We start from the raw sequence: 12,276 nt of genomic DNA on the forward strand, positions 1-12,276 counted from the left end.
GATCGGTCCGGTGTTAATCAGTGACACTGCGCGGCAGCGTTAATAATGTTGGTGTCATCCTTCTCTTGCGTCAGGGCGTAATCGGCGACGCAATGCTCGCTCGCCTCCTTGCCCCACGAAACGAAAAGGCGTCCTTGCTGCGGCAGTCCGGTGAGATACACCAGGCCGTCGTTACCGACGATAAATTCGCTGCTCTTGTCTTCCGTGGTGACCGTTGCGCCAAAGGGCAGCGGTTTGTCTTTCCAGGCCAGCGTCATTAAGACGCGGTTGCCCACGCGAGTATCGAAGCTGGCGCGAACTATCGCGCCGCGCGTTGGTGTTACCGTCTGCGAGGCGTGTGTCACGTCGGCATCGTCTGGCAGCGTCTCGGTATCCAGCGAAATTGGGTTGTGACGCCACGGAGTGACAAACGGCACCAGCGTATAGCCGCGATAGTCCGTTTCCACGCCCGTCTGGTTGGCAACGTGCGTGCCGTGCGTTCCCGGCGCTTTAATCAGCACCACGGTTTCTCCCAGGGTCTGACCGAAGGTGACGCCGTCAGAGTGGGCGACGATGCCGCCCTGGATCCCGGCGTTCACGGTGTGCTGATGGCTGTCCTGGCTTACGCCGCCGCGCACTTCACCGTAGGTGCCTTTGTAATCCGCATTCATACTGGTGGAGGTGTTGTTATTGGCGCTGTCCAGTCCCTGCTGAACGTTCCAGCTCAGCTTGTCTCCCTCCAGCGCGGTACCATTCAGGCCCAGGTTGTGGGTGGTGCCGTCTTTACCGTTGTTCAGGCTGTAGTTTGCCCAGGTGTTAGGCAGCCAGCGGTCGAGCGGAACCGACACGTTAAGGCCGATTTGTCGGTCATAGCTGATGGATTTACCGTCCTCGTCCGTGTCGTCGCTGTTTTTATTGATGCTGTAGCTCAGGCTATAGCTCACGCCGTGCCAGCTATTGTTGTAGTTAACGCTCAGGGAGGTCATATCCTGACGCTGGCTCCAGTAACTCTCTTTCACCAGGCTTAGCGTCACCGAACCCCACTTTTCGCCCAGCGTCTGGTCGACGGTGGCCTCCGCCCGTGCGCGGCGCTGCTGTGGAGCGGACCAGTCGTTTGCACTGGTCCAGGACTCCATGGTGTCCTGCAGGGTGTAAAAGCCTTTGCTGTTGTAGCGATAACCCGCCAGCGAAAAGTGAGTGCCGGTCGCGATAAAATTTTTGCTGTAGCGCAGACGAAGGGATTGCCCTTTGCTGGTTTTGCGCTTTTTCAGTAACGCTTTGGCGCGGGTAACGTCTACGGAGAACGCGCCGAGGTCTCCAACGTTTTTCCCTGCGCCGAGCGCGGCGGAGTGGTAATGCGAACTCTGCTGCGTACCGCCGTAAACGGTGACGCCGTGTGGCAGGCCATAGATGGCGCTGCCCTGGGCGAAAGGGGTCTTCTCAACCTCTTTATCATATGAACGGTAGCGCCCTGCAGCGATGCTGTACTTGAGGTGTTTTTCCCGCTGCAGCACCGGCACGGAGGCAAACGGCACCACGAAGTGACTCTCGCTGCCGTCGGTCTCTTTTACCGTGACGTTCAGATCGCCGCTGCTGCCGGTGGGGTAGAGATCGTTAATCTCAAACGCGCCGGGGGCGACGGTGTTTTGGTAGATAACGTAGCCATTCTGGCGAACCACCACCTGGGCGTTACTGTGCGCCGTACCGCGTACCACCGGGGCATACCCGCGCTCGCTGTCCGGCAGCATGTCGCTTTCGGTAGCCAGCTGTGCGCCAGTGTAAGAGACACTGTCGAAAACGTCGGCCTGGGTGCTGCTCTGTCCCATGGTCAGCTCGCTCTTCAGCCCCACGATATCGCGCTGGGCATAGGTATAGACCGGGGTCAGCTTGCCGTCGCCCTGACCGCCATCCGAATTGTGGTTCCAGGTGCTGTAATTTCGCACGCGCCAGGCACCGGTGTTAAAACCGGGGCGCAGGTTAATAAACTGGCTGCTGTTGTCCGCTTTCCCATGCTGGCGGGCGTGGCTTTGGCTGGCGTTAACGCTATAGTTCAGGATGCCCGCGGTGATCCCTTCGTCATACTCTTTCGGATCGATATAGCCGCGAGGCACCTGGCCCAGCGCCGACTGGGGAATACTCAGCAGTAGTTGCTGGTTTTTGATACGGAAAGTCGCCGAGGCCGAAGGGATGGCGCTGATATCCGCGCATTCCCCTTTTGCCGCCAGCTTTGGATAATCTTTGGTTTTGATGCCCAGATGCGTTAATTCATCCAGACTCAGGCATGGCTGCAGGGAATCATCTCCCTGCGCATCTTTTTGTAATATAAAAAGGACGTCACGAGTGTCGATTTTATTATTATTGACGAACATCGTGACCTGATATTTACCTGGCGCCTGACCGGGACCGTTTTCATAAACAGAGAGATCGGTCTTTGCCTGCTCTGGATTATCAATATCCAGCAGGGCAGGGTTAAAATAATCATCAGCGTGGGCCTGCAGCGCGCAGCATGTCACCGCTATCCCACAAAAAGTGGGCAGCATTTCACGCAGTCGACGTAATAGCGGCTTAGTTGTGCTGTACATGATTATCCAGGCGTTGAATAGAGTATTAACGAACGGGTGCAGACCAGGTTTTACTGATGCTTCCGTAATCGTTAATGACCGACCAGCTTACGGTGTTACCGTTCATATTTGCCGGAAGGGCAAAGCGGGTAGAGGTATCTGGCACAGCCCAGGTAGCTTTTGCCACTTTTTGGCCGTTCAGCGTTACGCTCTGGAAATTCATATAGAAAGGCGTGGGGTTGTTTACCACCAGATCATTGCCTTCGCGGTGCCATTCCAGTTTATCAGCCACTGCTTCGGGTTTACCTTTAATCGATGCAGGGCGATACAGCAATTTAATACGGGTATTAATGGCTATTTGTAATGTATTAACGCCCTCTTCATGGCTTGAAGAAGGAATGGCTTTAATATTTAACCAGTACAACGACTCGCGATCTTCTGGCATATTTCCGCCGGTGCGCACCACGCGCAGCACGTTGTCTTCTTTAGCGTTCAGACGGAACAGCGGCGGGGTAATCAGAAATGGCGCTTTACCGCCTTTTTTCAAACCGGTATCCACCCAGGACTGTACCAGATAGTTAATATCATCCGGATTGGAAATCCCAATCGAAGACTCTTTTTTCTCTCCCTGATAAACCAGTCGGGTGCCATTAATAATCACACCTGCATGGGCTGTTACTGCGGTCAGTAAAAGTGCGCTTAATAAATAACTGTGTCGCATAAATCTGTCTCAAAGAAAGAGGAGATATTAACCTTCGCGTGAAGGCGAATATCTCCTTATTGATCGTATCAGTTATAAATAACTGTAAAAGTAGACGCTGAGTTAGCCTGGCCGGCAGTGATCGATGCCTGTGTCTGTATATAACGTGCGCCAAACTCCAGATTATTTACCGTCGTGCCAGCAGCTAAAGGATACTGCTTCGAAGGCGTATATAAACTGACGGGCTGTTCGGAAGAATCCACCAGCTGAATCGCCACGCCAGTTGCCGTCGTCGCACCCGGGGTCAAGGCCAGCGTGGTGTTATTATCCGCATCTGGCGTACCACCGAAGTTGATGGCTGCAGATGTGACCGTTTCCGGGCAGTTTTTTAACTGAATATCAAATTTCGTTAAGGTGCTGGTAGAGCCTGCGCCGGTAAACGCTGTTTTGGAGACTTTGCCCAGCGCAACATTCAGCGGACTGCTTAAGCCGTTAACCACCTGACAGGCGGAATCGATAATTTCACCTGTGAAGTTAATTTGCCCTTCACCGGTGGATGCTGCGAAAGAAGATGCAGAGCATCCCAAAGCGGCAGCAATGAATATACCTAAAGTGACTTTTTTCATATTTAAACCTGTATGTTTCTCCTTTCGACATCTGCATCCCGCATTATTCGAAGTTATGTCTCAACTACTCACCGCTGGCTATTTAATCAGAAAATTCAGGCCGGGAAAGGTCCCGCGCGGCTTCCAAATAATTCAATTAATTCTTGAAAAATAATTTTTCTTACTAAAACAACTGATTATAAAAAACCGCAGAGTGGGCAAAAAAACTAACAGCGGAGTCATCATCAGGGCTATATTGTTGATAACCTGCTGTAAGGAGAAATGTCGTGGATTATCGTAAAATTATCAAAGAGGTAGGCAGAGGCAAAAACCACGCCCGCGATCTGGACCTTGAAACCGCGCGTGCGCTTTATACCCGCATGCTTAACGGCGAGGTACCGGAGCTGGAGCTGGGCGGTATTCTTATTGCGCTGCGTATCAAAGGCGAAGGTGAAGCGGAGATGCGCGGTTTCTATGATGCCATGCAGGCGCAAACGCTGCGCTTAACGCCGCCGGTGGCGAAACCGATGCCGATTGTGATCCCGAGCTATAACGGCGCGCGCAAGCAGGCAAACTTAACCCCGCTGCTCGCTATCCTGTTACACAAGATGGGGTTCCCGGTTGTGGTGCACGGCGTTAGCGAAGATCCCACTCGCGTGCTGACGGAGACCATTTTCGGGATGCTGGGCATCGAGCCAACGCGTCATGCCGGCCAGGCGCAGGCGAAGCTGGATGGTCATCAGCCTGTTTATATCCCGGTCGGCACGCTCTGCCCGCCGCTGGAAAAGCAGCTCGATATGCGCTGGCGCATGGGCGTGCGCAACAGCGCGCACACGCTGGCGAAACTGGCCACGCCGTTTGGTGAAGATGCCGCCCTGCGTCTTTCCAGCGTCTCGCACCCGGAATACGTGGCGCGCGTGGGGCAGTTCTTTGAGGCAATTGGCGCAAGGGCGTTGCTGATGCACGGAACGGAAGGAGAGGTTTATGCGAACCCGCAGCGCTGCCCGCAGGTGATGCTGATTGATTCTGCAGGCACGCGCGCTATTCTTGAGCGCGGGGAAGAGAATACCGGTGTGATACTGCCTGAGGCAAAAGATCCCCATACTACAGCCCACTGGATTGAGCAGTGCCTTGCCGGAAATGTTCCTGTTCCGCATTCGATCAAGCTGCAGATGGCCTGCTGTTTGCTGGCTACCGGAGAAGTGGAATCCGTTCAGGCCGGGCTTGAACGCGTGGCGCAGGCGTTTTAGACAAAAAAAAGCCCGTCCAGTGGCGGACGGGCAAGCAAGGGTAACAACAACAGGGTCAATGAGGGTGGAGCAGCTCACCAGAGGGTATGGCGAGGGTACAGCATTCATTCAGTCGATTATTTGTAGATAACCGCGGTACCGCTCAGCTTGTTATTGCCGTTAGCGGAGGTAATGGTGTATCCGCTTGCACCGGCAGCAGCGGCTTTCTCAGCCAGTTTGGCTTCCAGGCCGTCCAGCGTGGTGGCGCCATCAGCACTGACCACACCAACTTTGTTCATGTTCTGTGCCTGAGTAGAAGAGACAGGCTCTACGGCGAAAGCGCCGAAAGACAGAGCGGACAGGGCAACAGCAGCTACAGCATATTTGATGGTTTTCATAATTAATCTCTCGCAGGTGTTTCTGTTAAGGGGACGATGTTCCGTCGATGTGATAAGTATCACGGTTTTTTGCGAGTGATAAAATCGAAGAGAATTGACGTGGTTGCTCAAAAAAATTGAATGACAAATAACTTATTGAATATTAATAAATTCAAAGCACCCCTTTACACTTCTTACGGATGCGCTTTACAGAAGCAATACGAAGGGCACGTTTTGCTACGCGTCTGGCTAAAAACCGTGAGCGTAAAGGAACGTGCGGGCTCGGTTAGCCTGGGTAAAGTAAAGTCAACGCAACTGGCTGTCTTTCGAACCTCTGCGATTATATCCTGAGTGAGATGAGTTTTTCGAATCTTTATGCTGCTGACACGTAATGCAAAGCCGCACGCCGGGGATGGCTTTTCGACGCGCCTCCGGAATGGGTTCTCCGCATTCTTCGCATTCCGTTAAGCTTTCGCCGCGCGGAATTTCACCGCGGGCACGCGCAACCGCATCTTCAATTGTACTGTTGATCTGTTCGTTAACAGCGTCGTCATTTGCCCAGCCGGAAGCCATAGCGTCCTCCTGAAATCGGTTTAGGCCATACGTTTACTATGGGGTTAAAAAATGAACAATCAAGGCGAAGGGAGAAGAGAACTGCACCCGTTGGGCAGATGCAGTCTTGTGGAAGAGACAGGTTATTTATAGATAGTCGCAGTGCCGTACATATGGTTATCTCCGCCAGCGGAGTTCACCACGAATCCTTTTGCACCTTCCTGACGGGCTTTTTCGGCGAGTTTAGCCTGTAGGTCGTCAAGGTTACTGGCACGGCTTACCGAAACGGTGCCCGCAGGGCGTAGCTGGCTGTTGTCAGTACTCTGGGTCAGCGACTGGACGGCCATGGCAGAGAAGGACGCGGTCGCCAGGGCGGCTGCGATAACAGCAAGGGTCAGGTACTTTTTCATAATCACATCCTCATGAGGAAACAACAGGTGATTCCCTTTAAGTTTAGAAGCCTGACGAGTGTGACTTAGCGCAAATATTTGATGATGATATGCTTATTTTTTGAACGATATAAATTGACAATTCGCTGACGGATCATAGACATAAAGGTGTTTGATTTATGGCGGTTTTTTGAGCGTCGCAGAGAAAGATTTACCGTTGGGCCTGCAAAGGGTATCTTACGCCGCTGTTTAAAGGAGAATGCCATGACTGCCCAAAAGCCGGGATTGCACCCGCGAAATCGCCACCGCAGCCGCTACGACATGAACGCGTTATGCCTGAGCTGCCCGCCGCTGAAGGACTATCTTGTTCAGACCCCAGCGGGTGAGCCCTCGGTTAACTTTGCCGACCCGCAGGCGGTTAAAATGCTGAACAAAGCCCTGCTGGCGCATTTTTACGGTGTGGCTCACTGGGATATTCCGGAAGGCTTTCTCTGTCCACCCGTGCCGGGCCGCGCGGATTACGTTCATCACCTTGCCGACCTTCTTGCCGAAGGCAATGAGGGTGTCGTGCCACAGCAGGCCACCATTCTGGATATTGGCACCGGGGCGAACCTGATTTACCCGCTGATCGGGGCGCATGAATATCAGTGGCGCTTTACCGGAAGCGAAATCGGTGACGAGGCTTTTGCCAGCGCCCAGGCGATTATCAGCGCTAACCCGGGATTAAGCCGCGCCATTCGCCTGCGTCGTCAGAAAGATGCAGGGTCGATCTTCAACGGCATTATTCACAAAAACGAAAGCTATGACGCTACGATGTGCAATCCGCCGTTCCATGATTCGGCGGCATCGGCCCGTGCGGGCAGCGAGCGCAAGCGCCGTAACCTCGGTCAGGCTGAAGATGCCGCGCTGAACTTCGGCGGACAGCAGCAGGAGCTCTGGTGCGACGGGGGCGAAGTGGCGTTTATCCTGCGCATGATTGCGGAAAGCAAACAGTTTGGCCGTCAGGTGAAGTGGTTCACGACGCTGGTTTCCCGCGGGGATAACCTGCCGCCGCTCTACCGCGCGCTGACCGAAGCGGGCGCCGTAAAAGTGGTGAAAAAAGAGATGGCGCAGGGCCAGAAACAGAGCCGCTTTATCGCCTGGACGTTTATGGACAACAACAAACGTCGCAAATAGCACCCTGTCATAGGCCGGGTAAGGTGAAAGCCGCCACCCGGCTCGGTTACAGCGTCGGCTCCTGCGGCGGGAGCGGCGATGCGGGCGGCGGCAATACCTGATACGTCTGCACGGGCATCCGCACGTTCGCCAGATCGAAGTGTTTTTTCACCATGCTGTCGAGGGCAAAGCGCACCGTCCACTGCTTCAGCGGCTGGGTGGTGAACGACACGCGCAGGGTAAACGCCGTGTTCGTCAGCCCGACGATGCCGGCAAATGACGGCTCTCCGATCACCAGCCCGCGGATATCCTCCATCTCCATCAGTTCTTCTACCGCATCGCGCAGCGCCTGCTTCGCTTTGTCCGCATCCTCGTGGCGATCCACATCATAGTTCGCCACAACGGAACCAATCCCGCGCACAAAGTTGGCGAAGGTGGTGATCGAAGACCAGGGGATGATGTGGTAGGCCCCGGTGTCCTGACGCACGCCAACCGAACGGATGGACATCCTCTCCACGGTGCCGGTTAACGGTCCTATGGTCACCAGATCGCCCGTGTTCATCCCGTTCTCAAACTGAATGAAGATGCCGGTAATAATATCCTTCACCAGCGTTTGTGAGCCGAAGGAGATGGCCAGCCCCAGGGCACCGGCACCCGCCAGCAGCGGGGCAATATTCACGCCGATTTCTGACAGCACGATCATGATGGTGATGGTGCTGATAATCACCGCCAGCGCGTTGCGGAACAGGGTTAACAGCGTTCTTGCCCGCGCGCTGGGCAGGGGTCTGCCGTGAATATCCGATACCAGGCGGTTCTCAATAAGGCTCGCCAGCAGCGTCCAGCCGACGGCGGAGAAGAAGAGAATCAGCGCGATGCGAATCAGGATGTCGACCGTTTTTTCACCCGCACCGTTGTGCAGCCAGTTCCAGAAATCAAACAGGCTCCACGCATTCAGAAGCAGCATAATCGCCACGCAGACGGTGAGAATGCGCGCCACTTTGAGCGATACCGACATCCAGCCGTTTACCCGCTTTTGCAGTTCCGGGTAATTACGCTGCACCTGCGGCGACAGGGTGATGGTTTTTGAAATCCAGCGCGACAGCAGCCCCGACACAAAGGCCGCGATGCCGATAATGGCCAGGCTTTTGAACGTCGCCCCCATCATAAATTTCAGGCTATTGCCCGGGTCAAACAGCGAGAAGAAGCACAGCACGATGAAGTAAGCGCTTGCCAGCCAGTGCCACACAAGAGCGAACGCGCGAATAAAGAGGCTAAAGAACGAGAGGGAGCGATCGGCCAGATTCAGCAGGCTTTGGGTAATGGTTTTTTTATTGTGGAAGATAAGATACAGCGACCAGACGGTAATGCAGATCATGATCAGCACGTTTGCCAGCGCGCCAAACTGGACGTTCACCTGGTTGGAGATGATCGGCACGGCAACCAGCAGGCCGTAGCCAATCAGCCCGCTGAGCACGCTCAGACGCAGCGCCCAGTACTTCGCGCTCGCATCCCGAATGGAGAAGGGACGCAACTCCGGCACGTGCGGACAAAAGAGTAACCGCAGCAGCGCCTTGAAGAACTCAATCAGGGCAAAGGCATTCAGGAAAAGCGACTGCTGGAAGGCGATGGTTTTGTTGCCTGCATTCAGCCTGTCGGCCAGCATCTGGCCTAAAAACAGCGTCAACGCCAGCAGCAGTAAATCGATGATAAACGCTGAGGCTATCATCAACGGCAGGTGCAGCCAGCTGCTTTTATGCTGATTCTTCCTGCGTCCCCATTGCCCCATTTTGCGGTACAGCGGCCACGCGCACAGGCGCACCAGCCAGTAAAAAAGAAATACCGCACCCGCCAGCATCAGGAACTGCGTAGCGGCGGCGGTAAACGTTTGCGGGTTAAACGGCTTGTGCGGGGAGCCAATCAGGTTGCGGTACAGCTGAGCGAAGCGTGAGGAGAGCGCTTCCCCATAGTGGCGGCTCACGTCGGTGACGTTTTCCAGCACCGTTTTTTGCTCATCAACCTGCGGCGGGGTGAGGGTTGGCACCGACTCCTGCGGCGGCGTGGCGGCGGCTTTGCGCAGCTGGCCAATGAGCTCCTGCCGGGAGGTGTCGTTTTCAAGGACGTCGGCAAGCGCACCGTAGGCGGCTTTTTTCTGTTCAACATCGGGTTCCGGAGGCGGCGTATTTTGCTGGGTCGCAGGGGTTCCGGTGGTGACGCCGGGGATCGCGACGGCGAACGAAGGCGCACTAAACAGGCTAATCAACAGCAGCAGGATCCACGGCACGGCGTCCTCCGGTGAAAATGTCGAACAAAATGATAAGTATAGAAGTCGAGGCGAGGAGGGGGATTTTTGGGAACAATCTGGCGTAAAAAAGCCGGGCAAGCCCGGCTTAGCGTAAAGCGATGGATCAGGAGACGTGCTGCAGGAACTCCTGCAAACGCTGGCTCGGCGGGTTCGCAATCAATTCCTGCGGGTTACCGTCTTCCGCGATACGGCCTTTATCAATAAAGATCAGGCGGGACGCCACTTTCTCGGCAAAGCCGATTTCGTGGGTTACGATAACCATCGTCATCCCTTCTTCCGCCAGATCCTGCATGACTTTCAGCACCTCGTGGCGCAGCTCCGGGTCGAGTGCGGACGTAGGCTCATCAAACAGCATCATTTTTGGTTTGACCGCCAGGGCGCGGGCAATCGCCACACGCTGCTGTTGACCGCCGGAGAGCTCGGAAGGGAAGTGGTGCGCACGTTCTGCCAGGCCGACTTTCGCCAGCAGATCTTTTGCCAGCGCTTCCGCCGCCGCTTTGCTGGCACCGCGCACGCGCAGCGGGCCAAACATCACGTTTTCGAGCGCCGTCAGGTGTGGGAACAGGTAGAACTGCTGGAACACCATGCCCGCTTCCTGACGAATCAGACGGTCGTCCACTTTCGGGTCGTTTACCTTCAGGCCGTCGACGATCAGATCGCCGCTGGTGATCTCTTCCAGCTTGTTGATGCAGCGCAGCAGGGTGGATTTACCGGAGCCGGATGGCCCAATAATCACCACCACTTCACCCTGTTTGATGTTCAGATCGATATTGTGCAGCACCTGGGTTGGGCCAAAGTGCTTGGAAACGTTTTTAAATTCAATCACAGGATTTTCATCCTTCTTTCAAGACGACGCAGAACGAAGCTCAGAACCAGAGTAATGATCAGGTAGACAACGGCTACCGCACTCCAGATTTCCAGCGCGCGGAAGTTGCCAGCTATGATCTCCTGCCCCTGACGGGTCAGCTCTGCCACGCCGATAACAATGAACAGCGAGGTATCTTTAATGCTGATGATCCACTGGTTACCGAGCGGCGGCAGCATGCGACGCAGCGCCAGCGGCAGAATAACGTGGCGGATCGTTTCGCGACGAGAAAGACCTAGCGCCAGACCGGCTTCACTGAAACCTTTATGAATCGACAGCACCGCACCGCGGGTGATTTCCGCAATGTAGGCGCCTGAGTTGATCATAATGGTGACGACGGCTGCGCTGAACGGGTCGATGCGCAGGTCGGTGAACGCCATAGGCAGGGCGAAGTAGATGAACATGACCTGCACGACAATAGGCGTGCCGCGGATCACTTCGATGAAAACCAGTGCGATGTGGTTTGCGATCCAGCCGCCGTAGGTGCGGGCGAAACCGGCGACAAGACCGATAATCAACCCACCAACCAGACCCAGGACCGAAATCCACAGGGTCATTTTAGCGCCTTCAAGCAAGAGTGGAATGGCAGGCCAGATGGCGCTCCAGTCAAACTGCATGATAATTTCCTGTTACTGTTACCGTGTTTCAAAAATAGCAGGGGCGAAAGGTCGCCCCCGAGTGAACGTCATTTTTACGTCTTATTATTTAGGCTCGGTACCGAACCATTTTTTGTAGATTTCGTTATAGGTGCCGTTCTCTTTCAGCGTTTTCAGCGCGCCGTTAACTTTCGTGCGCAGGTCGTCGCTGCCTTTCGGGAACGCGATACCGTACTGCTGCGCTTCCAGAGACTCGCCAACGGCTTTGAACTTACCGTTACCGGCTGTCTTGATGAAGTACAGGATGTTAGGCGTGTCGTGCAGAACAGCGTCAGCACGGCTGGTGCCGAGTTCCATGTACGCGTTGTCGATGTTCGGGAACTGACGCAGGTCTTTGGTTTTGATATTTGCTTTCGCGTAATCAACAGAACCGGTGCCGCTCTTCACTGCCACCACTTTGCCGTCGAGATCTTTCACGCTTTTTACGTCGTTATTATCGGCTTTGACCATGACCAGCAGGCCGCTTTTGTAGTAGCCGTCAGAGAAGTCGATCGCTTTTTTACGTTCATCGGTAATGGTGATGCCTGCCAGCGCCAGATCAACGTTTTTGGTTTGCAGTGCCGGGATGATGCCGCTGAAGTCCATAGGCTTCAGGGTGTAATCCAGCTTGAGTTCTTTTGCGACAGCGGCCCACAGATCCACATCAAAACCAACGTATTTATCACCCTGTTTGAATTCAAACGGGACGAACGCCGTGTCGGTCGCCACAACCAGTTTGTCGGCAGCCTGAGAGGACACTGCAAAAGCCAGGGTAAGTGCAGCCAGTGAAACTTTTAATACAGACTTCATAGCATTTCCTTTTATATCCACGGGGCGATCCCCTGCGAGAACAGGTGGCACAATGAAAAAATCGTGCCAACTTTACAAGCTATTGTTTTGCAAAGGGGATGATGTCATGCATTGCAC

General features: G+C 54.6%; 12 protein-coding genes. 2 read left to right on the plus strand and 10 right to left on the minus strand.

The features are described from left to right. Positions 1–17: 17 nt before the first annotated feature. The 3 genes from HB664_RS09825 to HB664_RS09835 form a co-directional block, all read right to left on the minus strand. On the minus strand, positions 18–2,561 hold the full coding sequence (locus HB664_RS09825; RefSeq protein WP_219940727.1) for a fimbria/pilus outer membrane usher protein: 2,544 nt from the start codon (positions 2,559–2,561) through the stop codon (positions 18–20). Positions 2,562–2,586: 25 nt separating this feature from the next. After that, entirely contained in the window at positions 2,587–3,261 is a 675-nt protein-coding gene (locus HB664_RS09830) for a molecular chaperone (protein ID WP_087822216.1), read from the minus strand. Positions 3,262–3,329: 68 nt separating this feature from the next. Further along, positions 3,330–3,866, minus strand: a complete 537-nt coding sequence (locus HB664_RS09835; RefSeq protein ID WP_029739812.1) for a fimbrial protein — start codon at positions 3,864–3,866, stop codon at positions 3,330–3,332. Positions 3,867–4,132: 266 nt separating this feature from the next. On the opposite strand from HB664_RS09835, the gene ybiB reads away from it, so the two are divergent. Beyond that, the gene (ybiB, locus tag HB664_RS09840) at positions 4,133–5,095 is read left to right on the plus strand and encodes a DNA-binding protein YbiB (protein WP_219940728.1); all 963 of its coding nucleotides are present in this window, start codon (positions 4,133–4,135) and stop codon (positions 5,093–5,095) included. Between the two features lie 116 nt (positions 5,096–5,211). On the opposite strand, the gene ybiJ is transcribed toward ybiB, so the two are convergent. From ybiJ to mcbA, 3 genes are all read right to left on the minus strand, one after another. After that, a complete protein-coding gene (gene ybiJ, locus HB664_RS09845; RefSeq protein ID WP_023310874.1) occupies positions 5,212–5,472 on the minus strand; it encodes a DUF1471 family protein YbiJ in 261 nt (86 codons plus the stop codon). 285 nt (positions 5,473–5,757) lie between these two features. After that, the gene (locus HB664_RS09850; protein WP_033144995.1) at positions 5,758–6,024 is read right to left on the minus strand and encodes a DksA/TraR family C4-type zinc finger protein; all 267 of its coding nucleotides are present in this window, start codon (positions 6,022–6,024) and stop codon (positions 5,758–5,760) included. Positions 6,025–6,146: 122 nt separating this feature from the next. Further along, the gene (mcbA, locus tag HB664_RS09855) at positions 6,147–6,413 is read right to left on the minus strand and encodes a DUF1471 family periplasmic protein McbA (RefSeq protein ID WP_219940729.1); all 267 of its coding nucleotides are present in this window, start codon (positions 6,411–6,413) and stop codon (positions 6,147–6,149) included. Positions 6,414–6,656: 243 nt separating this feature from the next. Between mcbA and rlmF the strand changes: the two genes are divergently transcribed. Then, a complete protein-coding gene (gene rlmF / locus HB664_RS09860) occupies positions 6,657–7,568 on the plus strand; it encodes a 23S rRNA (adenine(1618)-N(6))-methyltransferase RlmF (RefSeq protein WP_219940730.1) in 912 nt (303 codons plus the stop codon). 46 nt (positions 7,569–7,614) lie between these two features. On the opposite strand, the gene ybiO is transcribed toward rlmF, so the two are convergent. The 4 genes from ybiO to glnH form a co-directional block, all read right to left on the minus strand. Beyond that, positions 7,615–9,828, minus strand: coding sequence for a mechanosensitive channel protein (ybiO, locus tag HB664_RS09865; RefSeq protein ID WP_219940731.1), 2,214 nt, complete (start codon positions 9,826–9,828; stop codon positions 7,615–7,617). 124 nt (positions 9,829–9,952) lie between these two features. Next, positions 9,953–10,675, minus strand: coding sequence for a glutamine ABC transporter ATP-binding protein GlnQ (gene glnQ / locus HB664_RS09870; protein ID WP_032641580.1), 723 nt, complete (start codon positions 10,673–10,675; stop codon positions 9,953–9,955). Further along, a complete protein-coding gene (gene glnP / locus HB664_RS09875; RefSeq protein WP_003858462.1) occupies positions 10,672–11,331 on the minus strand; it encodes a glutamine ABC transporter permease GlnP in 660 nt (219 codons plus the stop codon). The genes glnQ and glnP overlap by 4 nt, the downstream gene beginning before the upstream one ends. Before the next feature lie 84 nt (positions 11,332–11,415). Continuing rightward, positions 11,416–12,159: a glutamine ABC transporter substrate-binding protein GlnH gene (glnH, locus tag HB664_RS09880; RefSeq protein ID WP_033144999.1), complete on the minus strand. Its 744-nt coding sequence runs from the start codon at positions 12,157–12,159 to the stop codon at positions 11,416–11,418. Positions 12,160–12,276: the final 117 nt, after the last annotated feature.

It is taken from the genome of Enterobacter sp. DNB-S2 (assembly GCF_019443845.1).
GTDB lineage: Bacteria > Pseudomonadota > Gammaproteobacteria > Enterobacterales > Enterobacteriaceae > Enterobacter > Enterobacter asburiae_B.

Coding starts and splice junctions, on each gene's coding strand:
- rlmF (WP_219940730.1), top strand. CDS start 6,657: ATGACTGCCCAAAAGCCGGGATTGCACCCGCGAAATCGCCACCGCAGC.
- HB664_RS09830 (WP_087822216.1), bottom strand. CDS start 3,261: ATGCGACACAGTTATTTATTAAGCGCACTTTTACTGACCGCAGTAACA.
- HB664_RS09825 (WP_219940727.1), bottom strand. CDS start 2,561: ATGTACAGCACAACTAAGCCGCTATTACGTCGACTGCGTGAAATGCTG.
- HB664_RS09835 (WP_029739812.1), bottom strand. CDS start 3,866: ATGAAAAAAGTCACTTTAGGTATATTCATTGCTGCCGCTTTGGGATGC.
- glnP (WP_003858462.1), bottom strand. CDS start 11,331: ATGCAGTTTGACTGGAGCGCCATCTGGCCTGCCATTCCACTCTTGCTT.
- mcbA (WP_219940729.1), bottom strand. CDS start 6,413: ATGAAAAAGTACCTGACCCTTGCTGTTATCGCAGCCGCCCTGGCGACC.
- glnH (WP_033144999.1), bottom strand. CDS start 12,159: ATGAAGTCTGTATTAAAAGTTTCACTGGCTGCACTTACCCTGGCTTTT.
- HB664_RS09850 (WP_033144995.1), bottom strand. CDS start 6,024: ATGGCTTCCGGCTGGGCAAATGACGACGCTGTTAACGAACAGATCAAC.
- ybiJ (WP_023310874.1), bottom strand. CDS start 5,472: ATGAAAACCATCAAATATGCTGTAGCTGCTGTTGCCCTGTCCGCTCTG.